The following is a 26,508-nucleotide window of genomic DNA, read 5'->3' as shown; positions in this document are numbered from 1 at the left end:
ACGTCATGCCGCTCCCAGCGGCGGCGCCGGTTTCCCGCCCGCGTCCAGATAGGCCTGCGGAGGGTTCAGCCGCTGGCCCGGATAGCCGCCCTTCTCGTACTTGAGCAGCTTCTTCGCCTTCTCCGGGTCGGTCTCGCCCTCGCCGTACGCCGGGCAGAGCGGGGCGATGGGGCAGGCGCCGCAGGCGGGCTTGCGGGCGTGGCAGATGCGGCGGCCGTGGAAGATCACGTGGTGGGACAGCATCGTCCAGTCGCTCTTCGGGAAGAGCGCTCCCACGGCGGCCTCGATCTTGTCGGGCTCGGTCGCCTCGGTCCACTTCCAGCGCCGTACGAGCCGCTGGAAGTGCGTGTCCACGGTGATGCCGGGCCGCCCGAAGGCGTTGCCGAGCACCACGAAGGCGGTCTTGCGGCCCACACCGGGCAGCTTGACGAGGTCTTCGAGCCGGCCGGGCACCTCGCCGCCGAAGTCGGCCACCAGGGCCTTGGAGAGCCCTATGACCGACTTGGTCTTGGCCCGGAAGAACCCGGTCGGGCGGAGGATCTCCTCGACCTGCTCCGGGTCTGCGGCGGCCAGGTCCTCGGGAGTCGGGTACGTGGCGAACAGGGCCGGGGTCGTCTGATTGACCCTCAGGTCGGTCGTCTGGGCGGACAGGACCGTGGCGACGACGAGCTGGAAGGGGTTCTCGAAGTCGAGCTCCGGGTGGGCGTACGGATAGATCTCGGCCAGTTCGCGGTTGATTCGGCGGGCGCGGCGGACGAGGGCGGTGGGCGATTCACTCTTCACAACGGCCACCCTTTTTGCCCCCTTTGCCACTTTCCTGCCGCCGTCAGGGCCCTGTTCGCCCACAGCGGAATCACGAGGTACAGCCATCCGCCCAGCCCCCTTGGCCTGTGCTCTCACCGGCGATTTGGACACCCGGCCAGCCTAGAGCCCGCCACTGACATCCGCCCCGGACCCCGAAGATCAGCCCCCAATTGGACCCCTGGCGCTTACCTCGGGACACCTGTGCGGCATCCTTGTGACAGATCACACTGTTTGGACGGTCCAGCAAAATGGGGAGCACGGTCCCCTGGTACCAAGGGGGAGCACCATCCCCTGAGCAGGTCGACAAGGAGAGAACTCGTGGACGACGTTCTGCGGCGCGCCCCGCTCTTCGCGGCGCTCGATGACGATCAGGCCGCGGAGCTGCGCGCCTCCATGAGTGAGGTGACCCTCGCGCGCGGGGACTCCCTCTTTCACGAGGGCGACCCCGGCGACCGGCTCTATGTGGTCACCGAGGGCAAGGTGAAGCTTCACCGCACGTCCCCGGACGGCCGCGAGAACATGCTGGCGGTCCTCGGCCCCGGCGAGCTGATCGGCGAACTGTCGCTGTTCGACCCGGGCCCGCGCACGGCCACCGCCAGCGCGCTGACCGAGGTCAAGCTGCTCGGCCTGGGCCACGGCGACCTCCAGCCCTGGCTGAGCGCCCGCCCCGAGGTGGCCTCCGCGCTGCTGCGCGCGGTCGCCCGCCGGCTGCGCAAGACCAACGACGCGATGTCCGACCTGGTCTTCTCGGACGTCCCCGGCCGCGTGGCACGCGCCCTGCTGGACCTCTCCCGCCGCTTCGGCGTGCAGTCCGAGGAGGGCATCCACGTGGTGCACGACCTGACGCAGGAGGAGCTGGCCCAGCTGGTCGGCGCGTCCCGCGAGACGGTCAACAAGGCGCTGGCCGACTTCGCGGGCCGCGGCTGGCTGCGCCTGGAGGCACGCGCGGTGATCCTGCTGGACGTGGAGCGGCTGGCGAAGCGCTCGCGCTGATCATTTCGTACGACTTCTCCGTATGAATTCTTCGTACGAACGAAATTCTTCATACGTCTTCGAAGGGCCCCGCTCGTACGGCGGGGCCCTTCGCGTATCACGTGTCGCCAGGGGTGGGGATGTACGAGGACAGCGCACCGGAGTCGTTCTGGAAGCACTCCCGGTGGCGGAGATCGGCGCGCCGCCTGTGGAGAACCCCCGACGAGAAGGGCGACGGGGGCGGGAACCCGCTGGGCCTGTGGCTGACGGACGACACCGTCGTCATCGCCCACGCCGACCGCGTGCGGGCGTTCCGGGCGGCCACGGGCGAGCCCCTGTGGACCTGGAAGCCGCCCGGCAACCAGGTCGTCGGGCTGGTGTCCGCCGACACCGTGGACGGCGTCGGGGTGGTGATGCACTACGACGACGGACGCCGGGACGCGAAACGCGTCGGCCTCACCTCACTCGCGGTCGGCACGGGCGAGGTCGTACGGCGCCGGAAACAGGACGCGGCCCCCCTGGGGCATCTCCCGGCCAAGGTCGCCCTCGGCGGGGGCCTCATCGCGACGACCGGCGAGTCCTGGAAGGACTGGGAGGCGCGACCGGTGATGCGCGCCCTGGACGTGGACACGGGCGAGGTCCGCTGGAAGTACGACGTCACCGACCCGGGCGTGGAGAGCGTGTCCGTCCTCAGCGCACACCCCTTCGTGGCGGTCCTGAGGACGCGCGGCGCCCGCGGCAGCCACCGGCTCCTCTTCCTCGGCGACGGCGGGACGGAGGGCGTGACGCTGACACCGCCGGACGGCTACGAGAGGTTCGGCGAGCGGGTCGCCGTGACCGGTGACGTCCTCCTGGTGGGCCTGGTCCCCCAGGACAGGGCCGAGCGCGACAGCGGCAACCGGCTCGGGGCGTACTCCGTGTCGACCGGCGAGCTCCTGTGGGAGTGGCACGGCAAGGAGACGTACCAGGACACTCCCCTGGCCCACGGCGGCCGGCTGGCGGTCGTGCACGAGTACGGCGGCCGGCTCAGCGTGCTCGACCCCGCCGACGGCCGGGTGCTGGCCCGGCGCAGGTTGCGCGGCACCGCCTTCGACTCGCTCGTCGCCGCGTCCGGCGACCTGGTCGCGGTGGGCTGCGAGGCCGGCGACTACAGCCACGGGCTGCGGGTGTTCCGCTGGAGATGACGGGAGATGCCCCCGTTGGGCGATCGGAAATACGCTCCCCCGGGATCCGTCTCCCGGCACAGTGATCCCATGCCCGAAACGGTTCACCGAAGAGGACTCGACGCCGAGGGGTACATCGAGCGCGAGGGCTCCCTGGGAAGGATCCCACACGCCTTCCGGCCGGTCGTCGCCACCGCGCGGGACCGGCTGATCGACGTCTACGGGGGACGCCTCAACAGCGCGTACCTCTACGGGTCGATCCCGCGCGGCACCGCGCGCGTGGGGCGCAGTGATCTGGACCTGCTCGTGGTGACCCGCCAGGAGCCGACCGAGGAGGACCGGGACGCGGCACGGAGCCTCGGTGAGGCGCTCGACAAGGAGTTCCCGGAGATCGACGGGGTCGGCACGCTGCTGTACGGCAGGGCACGACTGCTGAGCGAGCCGGAGACGTACGACATGGGGTGGTTCGTGGCGTGCCTGTGCACACCGCTGCTCGGGGAGGACCTCGCCGAGTACCTGCCCCGCTACCGCCCGGATTCGCTCCTGGCCCGGGAGACCAACGGCGACCTGGCGCTGCTGCTCCCCCGCTGGCGCGAGCGCATCGCGACCACTGAGGACACGGACGAGGCCCGTAGGCCCCTGGTCCGCCACATGTCCCGGCATCTCGTCCGCACCGGCTTCATGCTCGTGATGCCCCGCTGGAACGGCTGGACCAGCGACCTGAGGGAGATGGCCGAGGCGTTCGGCACGTACTACCCGGAGCGGGCGCAGGAGCTGCGCACGGCGGCGGTGTTCGGCTGCGAACCGAGGGGCGACGCGGGCGTCCTGCGGTCGTACGTCGACGATCTGGGCCCCTGGCTCGCCGACGAGTACGCGCGCGTGCACGGCGTGAAGGCACCACGCCCGGACGACATCGCCTAGATCAGGCCGTGTTCCCTGAGGTAGTCCAACTGGGCCCGTACGGACAGTTCCGCCGCCGGCCACAGCGAACGGTCGACGTCCGCGTACACGTGGGCGACGACCTCGGCCGGGCTCCGGTGGCCGTTCTCGACGGCCGTCTCGATCTGGGCGAGCCGGTGGGCCCGGTGGGCCAGATAGAACTCCACCGCGCCCTGCGCGTCCTCCAGGACAGGCCCGTGCCCCGGCAGGACGGTGTGGACGCCGTCGTCGACCGTGAGGGACCGCAGCCGCCGCAGCGAGTCCAGGTAGTCGCCCAGGCGGCCGTCAGGATGCGCCACGACGGTCGTACCGCGCCCCAGGACGGTGTCCCCGGTCAGGACGGCCTGATCGGCCGGGAGATGGAAGCACAGGGAGTCCCCGGTGTGCCCGGGCGTCGACACGACGACCAGCTCCAGGCCGCCGACCCGGATCACGTTCCCGGCGGCGAGCCCCTCGTCCCCGAGGCGCAGCGCCGGGTCCAGGGCGCGCACCTTGGTGTCCGTCAGTTCGGCGAAGCGGACGGCGCCTTCGGCGTGGTCGGGGTGCCCGTGGGTCAGCAGGGTGAGCGCGACCCGCTTGCCCGCCTTCTCGGCGGTGTCGACGACATTGCGCAGATGCCCTTCGTCCAACGGCCCCGGGTCGATCACCACGGCCAGCTCGGAGTCCGGCTCCGACACGATCCACGTGTTCGTCCCGTCCAGGGTCATCGCGGACGCGTTGGGCGCGAGGACGTTGACGGCGCGGGCGGTGGCGGGGCCGGTGAGGACCCCGCCGCGTGGCTGACCGGGGAGGGCGGCTGCGTCGGTCATGCGGGGGCTCCACCGGTCGGGAGGTCGGTCGGGATGTGCTTGGTGAACTCCTCGTGCCCCGGCCACTCCAGGACGATCTCGCCGTCCGCCAGGCGGGCCCGGGCGATGACCGGCGTCAGATCGCGCTCCGGGGCCGACGACAACGCCTCGGCCGCGCTGCCGTACGGGATCAGCCCGCGCAGTGTCGCGATGGTCGGCGGCATCATCGTCAGGTCGCCCTTGTCGTAGCCGGTCGCCGCCTCGCCCGGGGTGGTCCACACCGTGCGGTCGGCCTCCGTGGAGGCGTTGCGGGTGCGCTGGCCCTCCGGGAGGACGGCCACGAAGAACCAGGTGTCATAGCGGCGGGTCTCGAACTCCGGGGTGATCCAGCGGGCCCACGCGCCCAGCAGGTCGGAGCGCAGGACCAGGCCCCGGCGGTCGAGGAACTCCGCGAAGGACAGGTCACGGGCGACCAGGGCGGCCCGGTCGGTCTCCCAGTCGGCGCCCGTGGTGTCGCCGACCACGGCCTCGGGGGTCGGGCCGGCGAGCAGGACGCCCGCCTCCTCGTAGGTCTCGCGGACCGCCGCGCACACGATCGCCTGGGCCGCCGTCTCGTCGACGCCCAGCCTGGTCGCCCACCACGCGCGCGTGGGGCCCGCCCAGCGCACATGGTGGTCGTCGTCGCGCGGGTCGACACCGCCGCCCGGATACGCGTACGCGCCCCCGGCGAAGGCCATGGAGGCGCGTCTGCGCAGCATGTGGACGGCGGGGCCGGTGTCGGTGTCCCTGAGGAGCATCACGGTGGCCGCCCGCCGGGGCACGACCGGCGTGAGGACGCCCTCCGCGAGCGCGCGGATGCGCTCGGGCCACTCCGTCGGGTACCACTGACCGTTCGCCATGGGCGGAGGCTATCCCGTAGTGCGCGGATGTTCGAGAGGCAACAACGCGCACCCCAGGACGACGATGACGCCCGATCACGCACTCCGGGACAGCGATTACGCCTGCGTCAGCTCGACCTGGATCTCGACCTCGACCGGCGAGTCCAGCGGCAGCACCGCCACGCCGACCGCGCTGCGCGCGTGCACGCCCTTGTCGCCGAGGACCTCGCCGAGCAGCTCGCTGGCACCATTGACCACACCGGGCTGACCGGTGAAGTCGGAGGCCGAGGCGACGAAGCCGACGACCTTCACCACACGCGCGACGCGGTCCAGGTCACCGGCGACGGACTTGACCGCCGCGAGGGCGTTCAGCGCGCAGGTGCGGGCCAGTTCCTTGGCCTCCTCGGCGGTGACCTCACCGCCCACCTTGCCGGTGACCGGAAGCTTGCCGTCCACCATGGGCAGCTGGCCGGAGGTGTACACGTAGACCCCGGACTGCACGGCGGGCTGGTACGCGGCGAGCGGCGGGACGACGGCCGGCAGGGTCAGACCGAGTTCGGCCAGCCGGGCCTCGACGGCACTCATGCCTTCTCCCGCTTGAGGTAGGCCACCAGCTGCTCGGGGTTGTTCGGCCCGGGCACGACCTGGACGAGCTCCCAGCCGTCCTCGCCCCAGGTGTCCAGAATCTGCTTCGTGGCGTGGACGAGCAGCGGCACAGTCGAGTATTCCCACTTGGTCATGCGGCCGACTTTAGCGGCTGCCCACCGCCCCTCCGCCGTCGGTTGTCCACAGCCTCCCGCTTGGTTCGGGCGCGGACTGGTTAGGCTCGAAGACGTGAGCAGGCTCCAGGTCGTCAGTGGCAAGGGCGGTACCGGCAAGACCACGGTGGCCGCGGCCCTCGCGCTGGCCCTGGCCACCGAGGGGAAGCGGACGCTTCTCGTCGAGGTCGAGGGTCGCCAGGGCATCGCGCAGCTCTTCGAGACGGAGACGCTGCCTTATGAGGAGCGGAAGATCGCCGTCGCTCCCGGGGGCGGGGAGGTGTACGCGCTGGCCATCGACCCCGAACTGGCCCTTCTGGACTACCTCCAGATGTTCTACAAACTCGGCAGCGCGGGCCGCGCCCTGAAGAAACTCGGCGCGATCGACTTCGCCACCACGGTCGCGCCCGGCCTCCGGGACGTCCTCCTGACCGGCAAGGCCTGCGAGGCCGTACGCCGCAAGGAGAAGAGCGGGCGGTTCGCCTACGACTACGTGGTGATGGACGCGCCGCCCACCGGGCGCATCACCCGCTTCCTCAACGTCAACGACGAGGTCGCCGGGCTCGCCAAGATCGGCCCGATACACAATCAGGCGCAGGCCGTGATGCGGGTCCTGAAGTCGCCGGAGACGGCCGTGCACCTGGTGACGCTCCTGGAGGAGATGCCCGTCCAGGAGACCGCCGACGGCATCGCCGAACTACGGGCGGCGCGGCTGCCGGTGGGCCGGATCATCGTGAACATGGTGCGCCCCGAGGTGCTGGACGCGGCCGACCTGGATCTCGTACGGGCCGTGCCGCGGACCGCCGTGGCGCAGTCGCTGTCCGCCGGGCTCGGCGGGGCGCGGCGCGGCGGCAATGCCGAGAAGCTGGTGGATCCGCTGCTCGCGCAGGCCGAGGAGTACGCCGAGCGGTACGCCCTGGAGCACGACCAGCGGGCCGTACTCGCCGAGCAGGGCCTGCCGTTGCACGAACTGCCGTTGCTCGCCGAGGGCATGGACCTCGCGGGCCTGTACGAACTCGCCACCGAGCTGCGGAAGCAGGGGATGTCATGAGTCCGGACCCGGCCCGCCCGCAGGACCCCGCCCGTGGCTCCTCCGCACAGGACTCCGCCCGCCCGCACCACATCTCCCACGCGCGCGTGCTCGCCGTAGACCCGCTGCTCGACGACCCGGAGACCCGGATCGTGGTGTGCTGCGGGTCGGGCGGGGTCGGCAAGACGACCACCGCGGCGGCGCTCGGGCTGCGGGCCGCCGAGCGGGGCCGCAGGGTCGTCGTGCTCACCATCGACCCGGCCCGCAGGCTCGCCCAGTCCATGGGCATCGACTCGCTGGACAACACCCCGCGGCGGGTGAAGGGCGTCGACGGGGACGGCGAACTGCACGCCATGATGCTCGACATGAAGCGCACCTTCGACGAGATCGTCGAGGCGCACGCCGACCGCGAGCGGGCCGCCGCGATCCTGAGCAACCCCTTCTACCAGTCGCTCTCGGCGGGCTTCGCGGGCACGCAGGAGTACATGGCGATGGAGAAGCTGGGCCAGTTGCGCGCCCAGCACGACTGGGACCTGATCGTCGTGGACACCCCGCCGTCCCGCTCCGCCCTCGACTTCCTGGACGCGCCGAAACGTCTCGGCTCGTTCCTGGACGGCAAGCTGATCCGGCTGCTGACCGCCCCGGCGAAGCTGGGCGGACGGGCCGGGATGAAGTTCCTCAATGTCGGCATGTCGATGATGACCGGCACGATCGGCAAGCTGCTCGGCGGTCAACTCCTCAAGGACGTCCAGACGTTCGTGGCCGCGATGGACACCACCTTCGGCGGGTTCCGCACGCGCGCGGACGCGACGTACAAACTGCTTCAGGCGCCCGGCACCGCGTTCCTGGTGGTCGCGGCCCCGGAGCGGGACGCGTTGCGCGAGGCCGCGTACTTCGTGGAGCGGCTGGCGGCCGAGGACATGCCGCTGGCCGGCCTGGTCCTCAACCGGGTCCACGGAAGCGGAGCCGCCCGGCTGTCGGCCGAGCGGGCACTCGCCGCCGCGGAAAATCTTGAGGAGCCCCGCATTGTCGATCAGATGGGCGGGAAAGCTGGACTTCGTAACTCTCCCGACACGTACGGCAGTTCAGAATCTCCCGGTTCCCAGGCACCAGCTCGTGACGAAGGCTCCCCCGCCGCCACGGACGACGAACGACCCGCCGACCAGACGTCCGACGACGAGCGATCCGTGGAACAACTCACCGCAGGCCTGCTCAGACTGCACGCCGACCGGATGCGGCTGCTCTCCCGTGAGCAGCGCACACGTGACCGCTTCACCGCACGCCACCCCGAGGTGGCGGTGGCCGAAGTGGCCGCGCTGCCCGGCGACGTACACGACCTCGCGGGGCTGCGGGACATCGGGAACCGGCTCGCGGCCGGTCGGCCGGAGCTGCCCGAGACGAGGGTCTGACGCGGACCACCGGGCGCGTACCCCCGGGGATCGCCCGAGGTCGGCCCCGGAGGGGACCGGTGGGGGTCAGCCCACCGCCGCGTAGTTCTCGTAGATCTCGTCGTCGTCGAGGGGGATGATGCCGACCCCTCGTTCGTACTCGATGCGCGCGGTCTCCAGTAGCCGGCGCCATGAAGTGACAGTGGGCCGCCTGCGCAGCAACGCGCGGCGCTCCCGCTCCGTCATGCCTCCCCACACGCCGAATTCGACGCGGTTGTCGAGCGCATCGGCGAGGCACTCCGTGCGTACCGGACATCCGGTGCACACTGCCTTCGCCCTGTTCTGCGCTGCTCCTTGAACGAACAGTTCATCCGGATCGGTAGTGCGGCAGGCCGCCTGCGCACTCCAGTCGGTAACCCAGCCCATACCGGCGCCGTCCTCTCCCGAATCGAGGCTCCCCCACGGCGGCAGCGGCATATTCACCGCCGCCAGTTGAGGACGTTACGGAAGGCGGGCACAGCGCAACACCCCCTTCGGGCCCAATCTTGAATGGCCCGAACGGACTATGGGTAAGCGGCAGATCACCCGGGGGAGTGAGGGGGCGACATGCGTGACTTTCCCGGCGAACCAGGACAGTTATCATGCGCCACAACGGGCACCAGGTGACACAGGAGGCGGATTCGGACACGCCCCCCACAAAAAAACTGGGAACGACCGGAACGATTCGGGGTCGCCGGACGTATTGATACGTGACCGCTCTGCTGTGACAGTTGAGAGCAGCTTAGGCCAAGGCCTATACACGTGTCCGGCGAATGAGAACGTAGGCTGCCCCCATGCCAAAAAAGCGCTCGGGTGGTGGTCTGTCCCCTCTGCAGCAGGCCATCAAGTTCCTCGGTGTCAGTGTGCTCGCCGGTGCCGTCATGGCCGGAATCGCGTTGCCCGCGGCCGGCGCGCTGGGGCTCGCCGCCAAGGGCTCGGTCCAGGGGTTCGACGACATCCCGGACAATCTGAAGAGCCCTCAGCTCAGCCAGCGCACCACGATCCTGGACAGCAAGGGCAACCAGCTGGCCTCGGTCTACTCGCGTGACCGCACGGTGGTGGAGCTCAAGGACATCTCGCCGTACATGCAGAAGGCGATCGTCGCGATCGAGGACTCGCGCTTCTACCAGCACGGCGCGATCGACCTGAAGGGCGTCCTGCGCGCCCTCAACAAGAACGCGCAGAGCGGCGGGGTCTCCGAGGGCGCCTCGACGCTCACCCAGCAGCTGGTGAAGAACTACTTCATCGAGGAGGCCGGTGACGACCCGACGAAGGTCGCGCAGGCCACGCAGCAGACGCTGGGCCGCAAGGTCCGCGAGCTGAAGTACGCGATCCAGATCGAGGAGAAGCTCGGCAAGAAGAAGATCCTCGAGAACTACCTGAACATCACCTTCTTCGGCGAGCAGGCCTACGGCGTCGAGGCCGCGTCCGAGCGCTACTTCTCCAAGCACGCCAAGGACCTCGACCTCCAGCAGTCGGCGCTCCTCGCGGGCATCGTCCAGTCGCCCACGCGCTACGACCCGATCAACGACGAGGCCGAGGCCAAGAAGCGGCGCAACACCGTGCTGGCCCGCATGGCCGAGGTCGGCGACATCTCCAAGGCGGAGGCCGACAAGGCCGAGCAGAGCGACCTCGGCCTGAAGGTGAGCCAGCCGAAGAACGGCTGCATCACCGCGGTCAAGGGCGCCAGCTTCTTCTGCAAGTACGTCGAGAAGGTCTTCCTGAGCGACCCGGTCTTCGGCAAGACCAAGGAGGCCCGGGCGAAGATCTGGAACCAGGGCGGCCTGACGATCCGCACGACCCTGGACCCGCAGGCCCAGGACTCGGTGCAGGCCTCGCTCAAGCAGCACATCTACAAGTCGGACAAGGTCGCCGCGGCGGCCACCCTCGTCGAGCCCGGCACCGGCAAGATCCTCGGCATGGGCCAGTCGAAGCCCTACGGCTACGGCAAGAACGAGACCGAGTACAACTACTCGGTCAACGCCGACATGGGCGGCTCGAACTTCGGCTTCCCGACCGGTTCGACGTTCAAGCCGTTCGTCGCGGCGGCGGCGCTGGAGCAGGGCCTGCCGGCCACGCAGCAGTACCCGGCGCCGTACTCGATGGACTACCCGAGCCCCGTCTCGACCTGCAGCGGCAAGAACTGGGTCAACACGGACGGCGCGACCGTGGAGAACGAGAGCGAGTCGGAGAAGGGTCCGTACGCGCTGAAGGAGGCGATGGCCAAGTCGGTCAACACCTACTTCGTGCAGATGATCTCCGACATCGGTCTGTGCCCCGTGGTGAACATGACCAGCAAGCTGGGGGTCGTGCAGGGCAACGGCGACAAGATCCCCGAGGTCCCGGCCATCGCGCTCGGTTCCAAGGGCCTCTCGCCGCTGACGATGGCCACCGCGTACGCGGCCTTCGCCAACGAGGGCACGTACTGCACGCCGATCGCCATCGAGTCCATCACCCAGAAGGTGGGCAACGAGCAGAAGTCGCTCGCCGTCCCCAAGTCCACCTGCTCGCGGGCGATGAGCAAGAAGACCGCCGACACCGTCAACACCGTGCTGCGCGGCGTGGTCGACTCCGGCACCGGCCAGGAGGCCGGCCTCACCGACCGCGAGAGCGCCGGCAAGACGGGTACGACGGACTCCCGCAAGAACGCCTGGTTCGTCGGCTACACCCCGAACCTCGCCGGCGCGGTCTGGGTCGGCAGCGCCAAGCAGAACGTCGAGATGACCAACATCACCATCGGCGGCGTCTACCACTCCGAGGTCTACGGCGCCGACACCCCCGGCCCGATCTGGAAGGACGCCATGACCGGCGCCCTGGAGGGCAAGCAGGCCGAGTCGTTCACCCTCGTCAACATCCCCAACCCCACCAAGGACAAGGGCAACAACGACGGCAAGAACAACGGCAACGGGGGCACCACCAACGGCACCACCACCGGCACGACCGACGGCGGCACCACCCCCACCCCGACGTTCTCCTTCCCCGCCGGCTTCATCCAGGGCACGACGAACGGCGGCAACAACGGCAACGGGAACGGCGGCAACAGGGGATAACTCCCCCGCGGCCATCGGCCGTTCGGCCTTTTCGTCTACGACGACGGGGGCGCCCCTTGTGAAAGGGGCGCCCCCGTCGTCGTAGACAGATCTTCGTGTCCGGCGGGTGGGTCAGCCGGCGAGCAGCTTCTTCACCACGGCGGCGACACGGCCGCCCTCGGCCAGGCCGGCCACCTTCGGGTTCACGATCTTCATGACGGCGCCCATGGCGCGCGGCCCCTCGGCACCGGCCGCCTTCGCCTCCTCGACGGCCTGGGAGACGATCGCGGTCAGCTCGTCGTCGCCGAGCTGCTTGGGCAGGTACTCGGCGAGGACCTCGCCCTCCGCCTTCTCCTGCGCGGCCTGCTCGGGACGACCACCCTGCTCGAAGGCGTCCGCGGCCTCGCGGCGCTTCTTCGCCTCCTTGGTGATCACCTTGAGGACCTCGTCGTCGGAGAGCTCGCGCTTCTCCTTGCCCGCGACCTCCTCCTTGGTGATCGCGGCGAGCGTCAGCCGGAGCGTGGAGGAACGCAGCTTGTCCTGCGCCTTGATCGCGGTGTTGAGGTCTTCCTGGAGCTTCGCCTTGAGCGTCGTGGTCATGGGGGTGATTCTCGCAGGTGCGTGAGCCCGGCCGCCCGCCGATTTAAGGGGCCGCCGATTTGAGGGGCCACGTCTTTAAGGGGCTGCGTCTTTAAGGGGCTGCGGCCGACGGGGTGTCAGTGGGGTCTGACACGATGGCGGTATGCGCGCGCGATATGGAGTACCTCTGGGAATTGCGGCGGCCGGTGCCGCCGGTCTGGTCTACGCGGCGGGCTTCGAGGTCCGCTCCTTCCGCCTGCGCCGGGTGACGGTCCCGGTGCTGCCGGCCGGTATGCGACCGCTCAGAGTCCTCCAGGTCTCCGACATCCACATGGTCGGCGGCCAGCGCAAGAAACAGCGCTGGCTGCGCTCCCTGGCCGGCCTGCGCCCCGACTTCGTGATCAACACCGGCGACAACCTCTCCGACCCGGAGGGCGTCCCCGAGGTCCTGGACGCGCTGGGCCCGCTGATGGAGTTCCCGGGGGCGTACGTCTTCGGCTCGAACGACTACTACGGCCCCAAACCCCGCAATCCCGCCCGGTACTTGTTCGAGAAGACCGCGGGCCGCCACGGGCTGAACGGCAACCCGCCCGTCGTAGGAGCCATCCACAACCCGTGGGAGGACCTGCGGGACGGCTTCGACGCGGCGGGCTGGCTCAACCTGACGAACACGCGCGGCACGCTGAAGCTCGAGGGCGCGTCGGTGGAACTGACCGGCCTGGACGACCCGCACATCAAACGCGACCGCTACGCGCGCGTGGCCGGCGGCCCGTCGGACGACGCCGACTTCTCGATGGCCGTGGTGCACGCGCCGTACCTGCGGGCACTGGACGCGTTCACGGCCGACGGCTATCCCCTGATCCTCGGCGGCCACACCCACGGCGGCCAGCTCTGCATCCCGTTCTACGGTGCCCTGGTGACCAACTGCGACCTGGACACGGACCGGGTGAAGGGGCTGTCCCGGCACACGGCGGAGGGCCGGACGTCGTACCTGCACGTGTCGGCGGGGTGCGGGACGAACCGGTACACGCCGGTGCGGTTCGCTTGTCCGCCGGAGGCGACGTTGCTGACGTTGGTGGGTCGGGGGTAGGGGGTAGGGGCTGGGCTCCGTTCGGGCCGGGGTACCTCATCCAGCCCACCCGTATCGCCCCCTTTGTCCCCCCTGTCTAGCGTGAGGGCATGACCGCCCCGATACCCAGGGACATCCCGGACCTCCCCGCGGTACCCGGTATGCCCGCACTGTTCGCCTCACCCGTTCCGGCCACCGCGGTGGTGGCCCCGTACCGCCGCCCGCCCGCGGCGGTGTACCGACTGCTGGTCGCACTGTCGGCGGCCTCGGCGGTGACCATCGACCTGCTCCTCGGCAGCCCGATCCGGGTGCTGACCTACTTCACGACCCAGAGCAACATCCTGCTGGCCCTGGTCATGATCGTCGCGGCCCGCCGGGCCTGGACGGCCCGCCGCCCCCTCTCCCCCCTCGTCACGGGCGCGGCGCTGCTCTACATCACGATCACCGGCCTGGTGTACCACCTGATCCTGGCGCACGCGTCGAGCCCGTTCGCGATGGCGGGCGGTACGACGTCCCCCACGGGCTGGCAGGCGGTGACGAACCAGGTCCTGCACACGGTGACACCGATCGCGGCGGTGATCGACTGGCTGCTCCTGACCGCACCCGGCCGGCTGCACCTGCGGATGGCGGCGACGTGGCTGCTGTACCCGCTGACGTACCTGGCGGTGTATCTGGCCCGCGGCGAACTGATCCTGCCCGGCACGCCGGGCCGCTATCTCTACTCCTTCCTGGACGTCGAGCACCACGGCTACAAGAGCGTCCTGGGCAACGCCCTCCTCCTCGGCCTCGCCTTCTACGCCCTCTCCGTCCTCCTCGTCGCCCTCGACCACGCCCGCCCCAACCCGCTCCGCCACCGCGCCAAAACCGGATTTCGTCTCCAGCCACCGGTGGGCTAAAGTAAACGACGTCGCCGCGATGAGCAGCAGCACCGCGAGATGAGTGGCGACATCGGGGTGTAGCGCAGCTTGGCAGCGCGCTTCGTTCGGGACGAAGAGGTCGTGGGTTCAAATCCCGCCACCCCGACAGCTAAAACACCAGGTCAGGCCCGGTGCTGAGAGATCAGCGCCGGGCCTGATTTGCTTTGCGGACCCATTTTGGGAGCCATTTGGGAGCCGACTTCGGGAAGCGGCTCCCCGGTGGCTCCCAGCGAGAGGCATTCCGCCTTCGAGCGTGCCCGTGCGCCGCGTGTGCCCTGGAAGAGCCATCCCCACGGCTTGTGCGGAGGAGCCCGCAGACGGTACGACGATCGCCATGCACCCTTGGTCTCCGATAAACGATCGGCAGCTCGCACTCCTCACACGCATCGGGGACGGAACCGACCCTGTCACGTCGGACAGTCCCGAGCTCGCGCTTACCGCCCGCGCGCTCAAGGAGCGGCGCCTGATCACCATGCCCAAGCAGAGTGGGAAGTGGCAGGCGGAGATCACTGACGCGGGACGTTTCTACCTGGAGCACGGCCATCACCCCGACCGGCCGGAACCGGCTCCGCGCGGGCGACGTCCGAGAGTTTCCGAGCCAGAGGTACGACCGGCCCCTCCAACGCAGGAGCAAGCCACGGCATCGCCCAAGACGAAGCAGGCGCCGCAGCGCGCAGTGACGCCCCCACGGTCGACGCCGGCGGAAATCGGCGCCGCTTTGATCGCAGAAGTGCAGCAGGCTGGACGGTTCCTCCGGATCCCGAACCCCAGCGACGGGGAACGAGCCCGCTACCGCAGGGCATTCGACGCAGCCCGGCAGTGCGTCCCCGAGGGATACAGCCTGAAGTACAGCGGGCGAGCGAAGGGGGACTTCTTCCTCGGTCTGCTCAGGGTGACCGGCGAGGACGAGACCGAGTGGAACCGGATCCGGCTGGCGCGCAGCCGTGTGATCACCGACGTCGAGGACGTGATCGCCGCAGTCACCGCGGACCACAGCGCCTTCGAGATCTCGGAGGAGGTCCTCCCCCGGGTGCTCTCACTGCTCCGGCTCCTCGCTGAACAAGCCCTCGCACGCCACGGCGAGATCGCGGTGTCGAAGAAGCGCAGGCAGCCGAGGCCACTGCTCACCGTCCACGGCAGGACGTACGAGGTCGGCTTCCGCGAACGGCAGAAGCCGGTCCGGTACGTCCCCAAGCCGCCGGGCCGCCGTACGTACGACTGGCAACGTGTCACGCCGGCCCAGAAGTTCGAGCCGTCCGGCGAACTGGAACTGCTGGTCAGCCAGCAGTCGGGCTACAGCTACGGCTGGAAGAAGGAATGGGCCGACACGGCCAAGAAGCCGTTGGAGGAGCAGATCGGTTCGGTCTTGCGGGCGTTGAAGGCGCGCGCGGAGGAGCAGGAGCGGGCTCGGCTGGAACGTGAGACCGAGCAGCAGCGCCAGCGAGAGGAGCGGGAGCAGCAGGAGGCTGAGCGCAGGCGCCTGGAGACGGAGCGGGAGGAACGCGAGCGACATGAGTGGGAGGCCGCAGTAAGTTCGGCTTCGGTCAAGGCAGTTCACGCGGTACGGGCCGAGCACTTCAGCACGGCCCTTGATCAGTGGCGGGCCGCGGATGAGATCCGGGCGTTCTGTGCTGCGCTGGATGAAGTCGCCGCCGCGTCGGAAGACGTCCTCGAAGTCGAGAGGCTGCGTGAGTGGTCGGCTTGGGGGAACACGGAGGCCGATCAGCTCGACCCCACGACGAACGGCAAGGGCCTCGCCGCCCGTGACTTCAACGTGGAGCCGACGAAGAAGCAGCTGCGACCGTTCCTCGACGGCTGGCACCCGGACCGGCCGGAGAAGGAGAAGCCTCCGGCGCAGCCAGCGCCTCCCAAGCCGGAGACAGACCCGTGGCGCGGCGTCATCGACGCACATCAGGATCAAGGCTGGAGATATGGACGCCAAGGTCGCGCTCAATGGTGGAGGCGATGACGCCGTGGCCGCGATCGCGTAGAGCCTTGACCGCCTTCTCGACCAGCTCTCCGAGCCGGATGACCTCGGCGCGTAGGGCAACCAACTCGTCGTAGCGGTCGGCCTTGTCCTGGCCGCACCACGCCCGGACGGTTCGCAGAACGGCCGCCTCCGCGTCCAACTTGCGCTCGTCCCGCCGACTGTAGGAGTACCAGGAGGGCTGGGCACGCTCCTGCTCGATGTCCCGCTGCTTGCGGTCCACCTCCGGAAGGATCTCGTCGGCGAGACGGCCGGCCACGTGGCGGGCGATGCGCTCGGTGACCGGCCACCCGGCCAGGCACATGCCGTGGCGGTTCTCAAACACCATGGTGTCGCCGCGGAGTTCAGAGGCGTCCATGCCGATGAGCAATGCCGTCTCGTCGAGGCTGCTGAGCTCCAGAACGCCTGCGTCCGCCACCGTTCGGCGCAGGCGCAGCCTGTTCTTCGGGCGGACGAAACCGAGGATCATGCGCGCGGCATCGAACTCCGTGCTGCCCCGAACATGGCGGGATGCCTCGACCAGGGCCAACTCCGCCGCGTCGTCCGCGCGGAACGTATCGGCATCCGCCCACGGTGCTACGAGAGAGCCGGAACTGACCCACTCCTGCAAGCCGGCGGCATCGCCTTCGAAAAACCGCACGTGGATCCAGCCGGACCTGCCAGGGCCGCCCACTCGAACGACCTCCACCTGGCCGACCGCGCTCCCCAGATCCTTCGGCCTCGCGCGGTAGGCCCAGTGCTCGCCAATCTCCATGTGCCTATTGAGCCAGGTCTGTTGACCCCGTCACTGGGCATTCGCTCTAACTGCCGGAGCGAGCAGACCACCCTGGGTCGACGCTGTTTCACGAGGCAACGGTGCTCTACAGGCACGCGTGACTCCTGCGTGCGCACAGGAATTCGCCGAGTACGCGCACTGGTGGAGTCGGGCTCATGGCCAGGCAGACGTCGATGGCCGTCTCCCACTGCAGCGCAGCCTTTGGCGTCGATGCTGATCTCGTCCATCAGGACGCGATCTTGGCCAAGCCCGGACCGGGAAGGGCCCTCGGCGGCTGGCTGACCTTGGTCTTGGCGATGGCCGACGAAGCCGAACTGGCTGGTCGTGCCGGTTGCGTGGCTTGTCTCCGGGCCTGTATGGCGCGCGAGGGACGAGAGCGGGGGTTGCACGGTCGAGGGCCGTAGTAGCGCGGTAGGGCTGATTCAAGCGGTCGCGGAAATCCGAGTTCGTAGCGGCATCACGCGACGGATTCAAAAGCCGGTACCCGAAAAATCGCAGGTCAGGCGGCGTAAATAGGGACGGCGAGCGGCAGATCCTTAGAGGGCACCACCGAGGCTGTCGGCAAATTCGCGAGAACTCGAATCGGCTCCCCGCACGGTGCACCCTCCTCTGTGTCCGGGGGCGCCACCGGACACAGCCAGCGGACTTGCGCGGCTAACTCCCCGCCGGTCCAAGGTCCCTTCACCCATTCACCGCGTGCTGTCGCACGCACAAGAAACGAAGGTTTTCCATGTCCACCACAGACGGCCACTCGGATGACCAGCAGCCGCACGGAACACCGCCGACCGAGCCGCACATGCCGGACGAGACCCCTGCGGAACACCCGCGCGCACGGAGCGCCCTCGCCTGGGCCACGGTCGGGCTGTCCGCAGCCTTCTGCACCACCGGTATGGTCCTCTCTCTGACCGGCCACGAGGGAGCAGGCATCGCCCTCATCGCCGCCGGATCCTTGGAACGAGGCGTCAGCACCCGGAAGTAGGGCAGGGGCGCGGCGCGGACCTCCGCTGCCGGACTCACCCCGTCCGGCAGCGGGGCCCAACCGCGTCTAGGCAACGCCACGGAGAGCGAGCCTGCGCGATTGCAGAAGCTCGTTGAGCACGCGCACCGGCGACGCCGGGCACAGGGCCAGCCGGGCGTCGAGCGCCGTCTCCCATTGCTCGGTCAGTCCGAGCACGAGGCGCTTGCGCATGCCAACGGTGACATGGGCGTAGCGCGCCGACACCGAGCCGTCGATGTGGCCCATGCGCTCGTCCATGAGGACCTTCTCCGTGCCGAGGTCTTCCATCATGGTCCGGTGGGTGTGGCGCAGGCCGTGAGGTGTGAGGCCCTTGGCTATCGGCAGCCAGCAGGCGTCGGCCCGGTCGCTGGCGCCGCGTCCTCGGGCCGGGACGCCAGGCCACGGCTCGCCGAGCAGGGGTACGGGGCGGGCTTCCTGTGGTGCCTTCTTCGGGTACCAGCCGGACACCGCCGGCGTGAACAGCCACGTCGCGAAGCCGTTTCGGCGCCAGTGGGCTGCGTGCTGCGGCACCGCGCCGCCCCGCACGAACCCCAGGTCCGCGATGGCCTGTTCCACCCTTACTCGCTTGGCTTCGGTGACGCGGTCGGGGTGGTTGAGGACGTTGGACACCGTGCCCGTTGAGACTTCGGCACGGCGTGCGACATCGACGAGTTTCGCGCCCTGGTGGCCGCCTGTGCGGGCCGCGCCCTGGCCGCGGAAGACGTAGGTCTTGCCGTGACACGGGCAGGGTTTCGGCTTGGTGCGGGCGACGTGGTGGGCGACCAGACCCGACAGCCAGTCCGTTGCGTCGATCTTGCGGTAGCTGTCGTCCTTGGGCGGACAGCGCACGAGCTCGCCGGTGTCGAGTTCGTACAGCTGCCACTCGACGCGGACGGAGCCTGGGCGGGCGAACTCCGTCTCCAGGCCGACGATTTCGCCCCAGCGCATGCCGGTGTACCCCTTGAGGACGACGGCGACGAACTCGTCGTCGCGGCCGGAGAGCAGGGCAGCTCGTTCGGCGGTCAGCAGAATGCCGAGCGGGTCGGTGACGACCTTCTCCGGGCCGCGGTCGCGGGAACGGCCGGCGCGCTTGCCGCGCCCGCGCCGCCGGGCAGCCGGGTTGGACGTGATCAACCCCTCGTCGATCGCGTCTTCGAAGATCAAGTGGAGAGTCGAGCGCCAGGTCTTGACGCTGGAGGCCGCGTAGACGGCCTTCTCCTTCTTCTCCCACAGGTCGACGTCCGTGCGCAGGATGCCGGCGAGTGCCTTGTCCTCGAAGTCGGGGAGCAGGTGCTCCTCGATGTGGCGCTTGTAGTTCTGCATGGTCGAGGCGGCCAGGTCTTGGGCCTCGTACCAGCGGTTCGCGTACTCGCCGAAGGTCTCCTGGCCGAGTGCCGGGTCGCGCCAGTCGCCGCGCCGGTACTTGTTCTCGGCCTCGCTTGCGGCGCGCTGGGCCTCGCCCTTGGTGGCGAACCGGATCGCTTTCCCGTTGTCGTCAACGACCGTGAGGTGCTTGCCGGGCGCGGTCTTGTACCGGCCGCGCCAGTAGTTTCCGCGCTTCTCCGCGAAACCCAACTTCCGTCTTCCTCCCTTGCTCTTGGCTCGTGGCTGGGCGCGGGCCCGCTACGCGACGGTCTCGTACTGAGTACGGCGGGGCGGTCGAGCCCGCAGACGCCCTGGCCTCGAGGCCGTAGTTGGCCCAGGAGGACGGGCGGCACGAGTTCGTGCAGCGGGAGGACTTGTCTCTGCACGACTCGCTGATGCGCTGCTGGCGGATCGCTTCGGGCCCTCTTCGTGGAGGCGGACGATCTCGGCGAGGTGCGCGGCGGTGAAGCGGTAGGCGCGGCCGACGCGGGTGTGCGGGATGAGTCCGCGTCGGGCCCGGTCCTTGACCCACCAAGCGGAACAGCCGAGGGCTTCGGCGATTTCTTCAGGGTGGTAGAGACGGGGCAAGGGGGCTCCGCCCTCGGTGACGGGAAGGCGTCGTACGAGGGCAGGGGGTATGTCGGAGTGGTGCAAGAAAGGCGGGTCCTTACTGGGTGGGAGCGTGCTCTGTCAGCGGCGCTGGGCGGGCCTCGTCACGTGGCGGTCGGCCTCTGCAGCAGTACGAGAGGCGAGACGAGGAGGGCGTCGGCGATCGCGACGAGGTCGTCGGCATCACATCGGCGTTGGGCGCGTTCGATGCGGGACAGCATGGTGTTGGACATCGGGTGACCGAGGGCGGTCACGCAGTCGGCCAACTGGCGTTGTGACAGGCCGCGTTCGGTTCGGAGGGTTTCGACGGTGCGGGCCACCTGAATTCCAGCGGGCCCGACTTCCAGTGAGCGTGGGGGCATGACTCCAATTGAAAGGTCCATTCGCCGGTTTGGGTAACCGGCGATCGTGGTCTATGTTGCGCTCGCGTCGTTCGCCTAGATGCGGTTCCCGGGGGGCGGGAAGGGGCATGGAACAGTGTGTCGATCATGGCTCTGACGTGGGGTTTTGTGTTGTAGCTTCCCCGCCTGCGGCTCGTCAACGGCTTGCCGATGTGATGCTTCTGGCTCTGCAGTCCGGGCAACTATTTGGTCAACGGCCGATCGTGCCTTACGGTTTTGCTCCCGCCTGCCACCCAGCCCCATTTCTCGCAGCCTTTCTGCCGTGAGAGATTGCGCCAGATAGGGCTGGACTTGCGCGACGGGGGTGTGGCTATGTTGACGACACCCCCGGAAACGCAATCGCTTCCCGGCGCGCGTCCGCGCCAACACCCCCTCGAATCCCGCCCCGACCAACGGTGAGCCGTGATGTCCGCGCACAGGCCACCGAGTGAGGACCGCCCCGCACTTGGCACGAATCCGCACCATCAAGCCCGAAGCCTTCGTCTCCGAATCCCTGGCCGCCGTATCCCTGACCGCCGAGCGCACCTTCCTCGGCCTGCTCACCCAGGCCGACGACCAGGGCCGCCACCGCGACCACGCCGCGATCATCGCCGGACAGTTGTGGGTCCTGCGCCCCGAGCACACCCCGTCCGATGTCGAGACGGACCTCGCCCAGCTCGCCGACGCCGGGCTGATCTGCCGCTACAAGGCGCCGGATCACAAGCGGTACCTGCACGTCGTGACCTGGGGCCTCCATCAGAAGATCAACCGGCCCAGCAAGAGCCGCCTCCCTGCATGCCCGCATCACGAGGTTCCGGCAGGAGCCCGCGTTCAGCCGACGTCGACAGCCGAAGCAGATCGAGGACCTCGCCAGACTGTTCGCTTCCCGGCCCTCACGGGAAGAACGCAAGAAAGACCTCGATGCCTGGAGCCTCACCCTCCGTTGCGACCACGTGGTGCCACACATTCAGCATCGCGAGAACAGCTACGTTTCCGCCCGCGTCGTCCACTGCCCAGAATGCGGGGAACGTCGCGGAGTGGTGAGCACCGAGAGAGTAGGGCCCGCGTACAAGGATGACGGGACCATCCGTGAACGTACGGCAGCTGATCGGGAGCGGCTCGCCCAGGAGCTGGCGGCTGCCGAGGCGAAGCTGGCCCGTCAACAGAAGAACGCGGAGGCAACCGAGCGACGCATCACCGAGATCCAGGAACAGCTCAGCACTGAGTCCTGATGAGACGAAGCGCAGTCGGCGTCGCCGAGGCATTTCCCGGTGTCGCCAGCGGTGGGTTGCTGGCCGGGAGCCGTCGCAAATCGAGGTGTCAGGACTCGGCAGCCGGATCACGCCCGGGCCAGTACTTCGGCGGGGCTACGGCCGGGTCCGTGATCTGGAGGCGCTTCTGTCGGGTCGGGTCGATCGACGTCAGAGAGGCGAGACGCCGGCCGTCAGCTGCTTCGAGTTCGGACAGAGCATGGGAAGAGCCGCGCACACGGTGGCAATCGCCGTGCCCAGGCCCACCAGGCCACCATGTTTGTTGTTCTGGCGGTACTCGATGCGATGCAGGCCCGACGTTGCGATGGCTGCCACTTCGAGCGGCCGGCTGAGCTGCTTGGTGTCGTTGGTGATGACGACGTTGAAGCCCTCGGCTTTGGCCCTGGCGTACAGCTCGATGTCCTTCGTGCCCGTCCAGTCCTTGAGCTCGTGGACATGGATGACGTCATGAGCCTTCAGCAGGATCCGGACGATCTCGGCCATGGGGCGGGGCACGTTCTCGTCGAGCAGCAGTTTCAAGCGACGACCTGCCGGGGCTCGCTGCTGCCGTAGCTGTCGACGTAATCGCTGAAGTCGGCCGCGTCACGGGCGGCCTCAGCCGTCACGCCTGGGTAGAACTCGCCGATCTGGTCTGGAGGGACGCCGTCCTTCACGAGAGCAGCGACATCCGCTGCAGGGATCCTGGTGCCTTGGATGACCGGTTCTCCGCCTCGGACCGACTCATCGACCGCGACGTGCTCACGGGGCGTGAGCAGAGCGGGAATGCTGCGGCCGTCCTTGTAGAAGGGAGCGAGAACATCCACCATCTGGGCGATGACCACGTTGCCGCCCTTGATCAGGTCCACGGCGTAGTCGGGCTCGGCCAGGTAGATCGTGTCCGGGCCCGCGACGAGTTTGTAAGAGGAGAGGTGCTTCCACTCGCCCAGGTCTTCCCGGAGAGTGTTCAACGCACGGCGGATCTTCTGCAACGAAGCCTCTTCACGCATCTGTACGCAGATGCGGAGCGCCACAACGTCACGGAACGAGTAGAGGATCGGCCGCTCGCTGGAGATCTCAGGCACGAGCACGGCACCCTTGGGTCCGGAGGCTCGGCGCCAGTGGGACAGCTGGCGCAACGTGGCGCCGGAAAAAGCCGCGGCGAGTTTGGGTTCGTACGACACCGCGTGCCTCCTTCCGCCCCCATGGATACGCGCCTGAACGTACCCCGTTCTCCTGGAAGCCACTCGGAAGGGAAGTCGAAGGGCCCGTTCAGGGCGGGCCAGGGGAAGGCCGGCAGAGATCAGCAACAGGTCTACGCCATCGGCAATGCCGAGGACATCTCACTCCTCCTGGCCGCGCAGACGAAGCCGGTCGACCTGAACGCCGCCCGTGAGAAGCACGCCACCGAGCGCCGCTGTTCATCGCTCCGGTCGGTACTCGGCCCATGTCTTGAGCGTCTCGGAGACCCTGACCGCCCGCAACTCCGGAAAGCGCTCGATCCAGAGGTCGAAGATCCATGTGGCCAGATTCTCGGCCGACGGAGAGATACCCCCCCCCCATCGCCTCATTGAGGTGACGGTGGTCGAGGGTGTCGTCCATCCATTTCTTGAAGGCGTCGAGCTCGCGGTAGTCGCGGACGAAGCCTGCCTCGGTGAGGTCCTCGCGGCGGGCGGACAGTTCCAGCACGACGATGTAGTTGTGACCGTGCATGCGGGCGCAGGGGTGCCAGCTCGGCAGCCGGTCGAGGACATGGCTGGCCGAGAAGTGGAACTCCTTGGTGATCGTCAGCATGGCGGCTCCAGTCTGCCACCTGCTGTCAGAACCCCTCCATGGCCGTCCAGGCTGGTCACTCGTCGATCCCTTCGCCTCGGAGGATCGCGCGGTTGAGGGGCACCTGCGTGCGGAACCGGTCGCGCAGCGAGTCGTCGGTAACCAACTCCGCCTTGCGCGCAACCTCGCGCCGGGCCCGCTCCAGGAGTGCGTGCGCTTCCTCCCGTACGCCGGCGGCTGCCAGTACCACGGCGGAGTGGTACAGGACCTCCTCCGTACGGAGGGCGGGCATGTCCCCGACCTCGTCCAGGATGCGAACGGCCTGACGGGCCTGCTCCTGGGCTCCAGCCCTGTCGCCTTGCCGGCGCAGGATGCGGCTGCGCAGGGAATGCGCAGCGATCTCGCTGCGGATCATGCCGCTGCGCCGGGTCTCGACGCAGGTGGCCACGGCCAGGCGGCCGGCCTGCTCCAGGAACTCCCCGGACTCGTCAGCGGCGAGAAACAAAGTCTCGGCGTACAAGTTGCGGACGATGGGGACGAGGTTGGCCAGCCAGGTCCGCTCTGTCTCCGCCCACGCGTCGGCGATCAGTTCCAGGGCCTGGTCACGTGTCGCCGGCTGTTCGACGAGGAGACGGGCGAGGAGTGCCTTGTTGTACGCGTGCCAGCCGCTGTCGCCTCCGCGATCGGCCTCGAAGGCGAGAGCTTCGCCCAGGATCTGCTCGGCATCGTCGTAGGCACCGAGGCCCGTGTACACCTGCGCGAGGTAGTTGAGCGCTATGGGCAGCTCGGCCTTCAGTGGCTCGTCGCGCAGCCGCTGGACGCACCGGCCCAGCCGGGTCACCGCCTCGCTGAGGTGTCCACTGTCGAAAAGAGTGACGCCGAGCTGCATCTCTCCCAGATTGCGCGCGTGCTGGAGCACGGGATCACCGGTGCCGCCGAGGCGCGGATCGGAAGCGTACATGCGCTCCGCCTCCCGCAGCTGGGCCAGACCGTCGGCCAGCCGCCGCTTCGACACCTGCCGCCCGTACTCAACCCGGGCCACAAAGAGGGGCACCGGATCCCCGTTCTGCTCGGCCAGTTCCACGGCCGCGCGCAGTTTGTCCAGGGACGGCACCAAGCCCCGGGTCGCGAGGAGGGTCTTGCCGCGCAGCAGGGTCGTACGGATCACCAGTTCAGGTGTTCCACCGCGCCTGGCCGCGGCTTCGGCCTCGGCGGCCAGGGCGTCGATGTCCGGTCCGCCGGCCGGCTGGTGCTGGCCCCGCCAGCGCACCTCTGTCAGCGACAACAGCAGCTCCACGGCTTGGATGAGCCACCGGTCGCGGTTCTCCTCCTGCTCCGGCAGGTCCCGGACCGCCTTGATCACTTCTTCGCAGTGCCGCTCCGCCTCGGCGAAGGACAACCCTTCCATCGCGGCGTCCCGGGCGAGCCCGTAGTGCACCTCGGCCGACGCGAGCAGGCATTCGGTTCCGCCACTGCGCAGATGGCGGGCAATCTCCAGCCGTCGTTCCAGCGGCATACCGTCCAGTGGCGCAGAGGTGAGCGCCGCCGCGATACGGGCGTGCCGAGACCGCGTCTGCTGCGGGGTCTGCTGGTCGTACACCACGCCCCACAAGGCGCTGTGCTCGAAGCGATAACAGTCGGACGCATCCAGGCGTGCCCACTCGGGAGGTTGCGTCCGCAGGATCAGCCGATGCTGAGCGGCCACGAGCCGCAGCCGCTCCATCACCTCTTCGTGCGATGCTCCCATGACCGCGGCAACCGTACGCGACAGGAACATCTCACCCTGGGTCGCTCCGATCATGAGCAGTTCACGATCCTGCTCAGTGAGCAGTCGGAGCCGGTCCTCGACCACGCGCGACAAACTGCGCGGCAGTTCGACGGTGGGCCCTGTGTCCGGGCGCCACTCCTCCAGGCAGAGGGCGACGAAGACGGCGTGGCCGGCGGTCAGTCGGCTCAGCTGTTCCGACAGAGCCGGCGGGGCATCCGGGTGCCGGGAACGCACCAACTCGGCGACCGCGTCCCGCGGTAGACCGTCCAGAACCCGCCGTCGCAGTAGTCCGTCCTTCGCCCAGTCGTGCAGTAGATCCTCGACCATGGATCCCGGCCCGTCGGCGTATGCCCCGTCCGTGGTGTGGCTGAGCACCAGGCCGAGCGGCTCGCCGGGCAGTCGTCGCAGCAACCGATCGAGGACCAGCAGGCTGCTGGGATCGGCGTATTGGATGTCGTCGACGAGCACGACCGTGGGCGGACCCTGTCGAAGCAGGTCCAGCAGAGCGTCCACGATCTGTGTGGCCGCTCCCTGTTGGAAAGGCAGCAGGCTGTCGAACGGCATTGATCCCGAGGCGAGGGATGCTTCCGCAACCTCCTTGCCCAGGGTGAACAGCGCGCCCAGCCCAGGCACCATCGCGGACAGCACCTCGGGCGCGGAGCGAACGACGCCCTGACCGGTGAAGTTCAGCAGCCGACGGAAGACGCCGGGCTGCTTGACCTCCTGGTCCCGGGCCAGTTGCAGGAGCAGGTCGACGATCGCTCCATAGTGCAGACCCGACCCGATCAACGGCTGGCACCGCACGGATACGACTCGACGGGGAGCCGGCCCGCGAGAGACGGTGACCTCTGCTTCGAACGCCCGCAGCAGCGCCGACTTACCCATGCCCGAGACGCTGTCGACCACGATCGCCCGGCCACCGCGCCCTGCGGCCACGTCCTCCATCAGCGAGCGCAGTTCATCCATGTGCTCCACGCGGTCGACGAACCCGGTCCGCACCACAGTCTCCACCTCAGTCATCCGCCACAGAACTTCCGTACCCACAGCGCCACTTGCCGCCCACGGTAGATCATGTGAAGCACGTATCCCATGCGGCTCAAGCATGGTGGCCGCCGAGATGTTCGGGCACAGAAGAGTGTTTTCGGCCAGCGGCTCGGGGTGTGACCGCGATGGGCGCGGAGGTACCCGTGCGCAACAGCCGTACGTCGGATGCGACATGCAGACCCACCTGAGTCAGGCCAGGGGCCTGATCCT

25 protein-coding genes, 1 tRNA gene and 2 pseudogenes are annotated in these 26,508 nt (G+C 68.9%); 13 read left to right on the top strand and 15 right to left on the bottom strand.

Annotation, left to right across the window (positions count from 1 at the left end):
- Nucleotides 1–3 precede the first annotated feature (3 nt).
- Entirely contained in the window at nucleotides 4–870 is an 867-nt protein-coding gene (nth, locus tag ACIQBL_RS23725; RefSeq protein ID WP_401944776.1) for an endonuclease III, read from the bottom strand.
- Between the two features lie 252 nt (nucleotides 871–1,122).
- Here nth and ACIQBL_RS23720 point away from each other — a divergent pair, with 252 nt between their 5' ends.
- The 3 genes from ACIQBL_RS23720 (at nucleotide 1,123) to ACIQBL_RS23710 (ending at nucleotide 3,860) form a co-directional block, all read left to right on the top strand.
- The gene (locus ACIQBL_RS23720; RefSeq protein ID WP_019063754.1) at nucleotides 1,123–1,797 is read left to right on the top strand and encodes a Crp/Fnr family transcriptional regulator; all 675 of its coding nucleotides are present in this window, start codon (nucleotides 1,123–1,125) and stop codon (nucleotides 1,795–1,797) included.
- 119 nt (nucleotides 1,798–1,916) lie between these two features.
- Entirely contained in the window at nucleotides 1,917–2,960 is a 1,044-nt protein-coding gene (locus ACIQBL_RS23715; RefSeq protein ID WP_401944774.1) for a PQQ-binding-like beta-propeller repeat protein, read from the top strand.
- A 69-nt stretch (nucleotides 2,961–3,029) separates the two neighbouring features.
- Nucleotides 3,030–3,860, top strand: coding sequence for a nucleotidyltransferase domain-containing protein (locus tag ACIQBL_RS23710; protein WP_401944772.1), 831 nt, complete (start codon nucleotides 3,030–3,032; stop codon nucleotides 3,858–3,860).
- On the opposite strand, the gene ACIQBL_RS23705 is transcribed toward ACIQBL_RS23710, so the two are convergent.
- From ACIQBL_RS23705 to ACIQBL_RS23690, 4 genes are all read right to left on the bottom strand, one after another.
- On the bottom strand, nucleotides 3,857–4,687 hold the full coding sequence (locus ACIQBL_RS23705; protein ID WP_401944771.1) for an MBL fold metallo-hydrolase: 831 nt from the start codon (nucleotides 4,685–4,687) through the stop codon (nucleotides 3,857–3,859). The genes ACIQBL_RS23710 and ACIQBL_RS23705 overlap by 4 nt on opposite strands.
- On the bottom strand, nucleotides 4,684–5,565 hold the full coding sequence (locus ACIQBL_RS23700; RefSeq protein WP_401944769.1) for an NUDIX hydrolase: 882 nt from the start codon (nucleotides 5,563–5,565) through the stop codon (nucleotides 4,684–4,686). Before ACIQBL_RS23700 ends, ACIQBL_RS23705 begins: the two co-directional genes overlap by 4 nt.
- A gap of 96 nt (nucleotides 5,566–5,661) precedes the next feature.
- Entirely contained in the window at nucleotides 5,662–6,129 is a 468-nt protein-coding gene (locus ACIQBL_RS23695; protein WP_401944767.1) for a RidA family protein, read from the bottom strand.
- A complete protein-coding gene (locus ACIQBL_RS23690) occupies nucleotides 6,126–6,284 on the bottom strand; it encodes a DUF4177 domain-containing protein (protein ID WP_019063748.1) in 159 nt (52 codons plus the stop codon). The genes ACIQBL_RS23695 and ACIQBL_RS23690 overlap by 4 nt, the downstream gene beginning before the upstream one ends.
- Nucleotides 6,285–6,378: 94 nt before the next feature.
- Here ACIQBL_RS23690 and ACIQBL_RS23685 point away from each other — a divergent pair, with 94 nt between their 5' ends.
- Both ACIQBL_RS23685 and ACIQBL_RS23680 read left to right on the top strand, forming a co-directional pair.
- The gene (locus ACIQBL_RS23685; RefSeq protein WP_401944766.1) at nucleotides 6,379–7,353 is read left to right on the top strand and encodes an ArsA family ATPase; all 975 of its coding nucleotides are present in this window, start codon (nucleotides 6,379–6,381) and stop codon (nucleotides 7,351–7,353) included.
- The gene (locus ACIQBL_RS23680) at nucleotides 7,350–8,741 is read left to right on the top strand and encodes an ArsA family ATPase (protein ID WP_401944764.1); all 1,392 of its coding nucleotides are present in this window, start codon (nucleotides 7,350–7,352) and stop codon (nucleotides 8,739–8,741) included. Before ACIQBL_RS23685 ends, ACIQBL_RS23680 begins: the two co-directional genes overlap by 4 nt.
- Nucleotides 8,742–8,807: 66 nt before the next feature.
- On the opposite strand, the gene wblA is transcribed toward ACIQBL_RS23680, so the two are convergent.
- Nucleotides 8,808–9,146, bottom strand: a complete 339-nt coding sequence (gene wblA, locus ACIQBL_RS23675; protein ID WP_019063745.1) for a transcriptional regulator WblA — start codon at nucleotides 9,144–9,146, stop codon at nucleotides 8,808–8,810.
- Between the two features lie 407 nt (nucleotides 9,147–9,553).
- Between wblA and ACIQBL_RS23670 the strand changes: the two genes are divergently transcribed.
- Nucleotides 9,554–11,809, top strand: coding sequence for a transglycosylase domain-containing protein (locus tag ACIQBL_RS23670; RefSeq protein WP_401944762.1), 2,256 nt, complete (start codon nucleotides 9,554–9,556; stop codon nucleotides 11,807–11,809).
- Between the two features lie 111 nt (nucleotides 11,810–11,920).
- Here the strand turns inward: ACIQBL_RS23670 and ACIQBL_RS23665 are convergent, their stop codons facing one another.
- A complete protein-coding gene (locus tag ACIQBL_RS23665; protein WP_401944761.1) occupies nucleotides 11,921–12,388 on the bottom strand; it encodes a GatB/YqeY domain-containing protein in 468 nt (155 codons plus the stop codon).
- A 142-nt stretch (nucleotides 12,389–12,530) separates the two neighbouring features.
- Between ACIQBL_RS23665 and ACIQBL_RS23660 the strand changes: the two genes are divergently transcribed.
- From ACIQBL_RS23660 to ACIQBL_RS23645, 4 genes are all read left to right on the top strand, one after another.
- Nucleotides 12,531–13,457 carry a metallophosphoesterase gene (locus ACIQBL_RS23660; protein WP_401944759.1) on the top strand — a complete coding sequence of 309 codons (927 nt, stop codon included), beginning with the start codon at nucleotides 12,531–12,533 and terminating at the stop codon, nucleotides 13,455–13,457.
- Nucleotides 13,458–13,546: 89 nt separating this feature from the next.
- The gene (locus ACIQBL_RS23655; RefSeq protein WP_401944758.1) at nucleotides 13,547–14,332 is read left to right on the top strand and encodes a Pr6Pr family membrane protein; all 786 of its coding nucleotides are present in this window, start codon (nucleotides 13,547–13,549) and stop codon (nucleotides 14,330–14,332) included.
- Nucleotides 14,333–14,385: 53 nt separating this feature from the next.
- Nucleotides 14,386–14,459: transfer RNA gene (locus ACIQBL_RS23650), tRNA-Pro, on the top strand.
- Between the two features lie 624 nt (nucleotides 14,460–15,083).
- On the top strand, nucleotides 15,084–16,322 hold the full coding sequence (locus ACIQBL_RS23645) for a hypothetical protein (protein ID WP_401944756.1): 1,239 nt from the start codon (nucleotides 15,084–15,086) through the stop codon (nucleotides 16,320–16,322).
- On the opposite strand, the gene ACIQBL_RS23640 is transcribed toward ACIQBL_RS23645, so the two are convergent.
- Nucleotides 16,252–17,094 (bottom strand): PE-PGRS family protein, encoded by an 843-nt coding sequence (locus ACIQBL_RS23640; RefSeq protein ID WP_401944755.1) that lies wholly within the window; start codon nucleotides 17,092–17,094, stop codon nucleotides 16,252–16,254. The genes ACIQBL_RS23645 and ACIQBL_RS23640 overlap by 71 nt on opposite strands.
- 751 nt (nucleotides 17,095–17,845) lie before the next feature.
- Here ACIQBL_RS23640 and ACIQBL_RS23635 point away from each other — a divergent pair.
- A complete protein-coding gene (locus tag ACIQBL_RS23635; protein ID WP_401944754.1) occupies nucleotides 17,846–18,094 on the top strand; it encodes a hypothetical protein in 249 nt (82 codons plus the stop codon).
- A gap of 66 nt (nucleotides 18,095–18,160) precedes the next feature.
- Here the strand turns inward: ACIQBL_RS23635 and ACIQBL_RS23630 are convergent, their stop codons facing one another.
- The 3 genes from ACIQBL_RS23630 to ACIQBL_RS23620 form a co-directional block, all read right to left on the bottom strand.
- Nucleotides 18,161–19,687, bottom strand: coding sequence for a LacI family DNA-binding transcriptional regulator (locus tag ACIQBL_RS23630; RefSeq protein WP_401944752.1), 1,527 nt, complete (start codon nucleotides 19,685–19,687; stop codon nucleotides 18,161–18,163).
- A gap of 48 nt (nucleotides 19,688–19,735) precedes the next feature.
- A complete protein-coding gene (locus ACIQBL_RS23625) occupies nucleotides 19,736–20,116 on the bottom strand; it encodes a helix-turn-helix domain-containing protein (RefSeq protein WP_401945071.1) in 381 nt (126 codons plus the stop codon).
- A gap of 74 nt (nucleotides 20,117–20,190) precedes the next feature.
- Nucleotides 20,191–20,406 carry a helix-turn-helix domain-containing protein gene (locus ACIQBL_RS23620; RefSeq protein WP_401944751.1) on the bottom strand — a complete coding sequence of 72 codons (216 nt, stop codon included), beginning with the start codon at nucleotides 20,404–20,406 and terminating at the stop codon, nucleotides 20,191–20,193.
- 526 nt (nucleotides 20,407–20,932) lie between these two features.
- Here ACIQBL_RS23620 and ACIQBL_RS23615 point away from each other — a divergent pair.
- Nucleotides 20,933–21,415, top strand: a pseudogene (locus tag ACIQBL_RS23615) (hypothetical protein); the annotation flags it as partial.
- Between the two features lie 91 nt (nucleotides 21,416–21,506).
- Nucleotides 21,507–21,698, top strand: coding sequence for a hypothetical protein (locus ACIQBL_RS23610; protein ID WP_401944749.1), 192 nt, complete (start codon nucleotides 21,507–21,509; stop codon nucleotides 21,696–21,698).
- Between the two features lie 189 nt (nucleotides 21,699–21,887).
- On the opposite strand, the gene ACIQBL_RS23605 is transcribed toward ACIQBL_RS23610, so the two are convergent.
- From ACIQBL_RS23605 to ACIQBL_RS23590, 4 genes and pseudogenes are all read right to left on the bottom strand, one after another.
- Nucleotides 21,888–22,256 carry a DUF5615 family PIN-like protein gene (locus ACIQBL_RS23605; protein WP_401944748.1) on the bottom strand — a complete coding sequence of 123 codons (369 nt, stop codon included), beginning with the start codon at nucleotides 22,254–22,256 and terminating at the stop codon, nucleotides 21,888–21,890.
- A complete protein-coding gene (locus tag ACIQBL_RS23600; RefSeq protein ID WP_401944746.1) occupies nucleotides 22,253–22,897 on the bottom strand; it encodes a DUF433 domain-containing protein in 645 nt (214 codons plus the stop codon). The genes ACIQBL_RS23605 and ACIQBL_RS23600 overlap by 4 nt, the downstream gene beginning before the upstream one ends.
- A 237-nt stretch (nucleotides 22,898–23,134) precedes the next feature.
- Nucleotides 23,135–23,507 (bottom strand): annotated as a pseudogene (locus ACIQBL_RS23595) (6-pyruvoyl trahydropterin synthase family protein).
- 55 nt (nucleotides 23,508–23,562) lie between these two features.
- A complete protein-coding gene (locus ACIQBL_RS23590; protein WP_401944745.1) occupies nucleotides 23,563–26,274 on the bottom strand; it encodes an AAA family ATPase in 2,712 nt (903 codons plus the stop codon).
- Between the last annotated feature and the right edge of the window lie 234 nt (nucleotides 26,275–26,508).

Origin of the sequence: Streptomyces sp. NPDC088350 (assembly GCF_044753545.1) — a bacterium.
In the GTDB taxonomy this organism is placed as follows: domain Bacteria; phylum Actinomycetota; class Actinomycetes; order Streptomycetales; family Streptomycetaceae; genus Streptomyces.
This window is presented reverse-complemented; position numbering and strand designations above follow the sequence as displayed.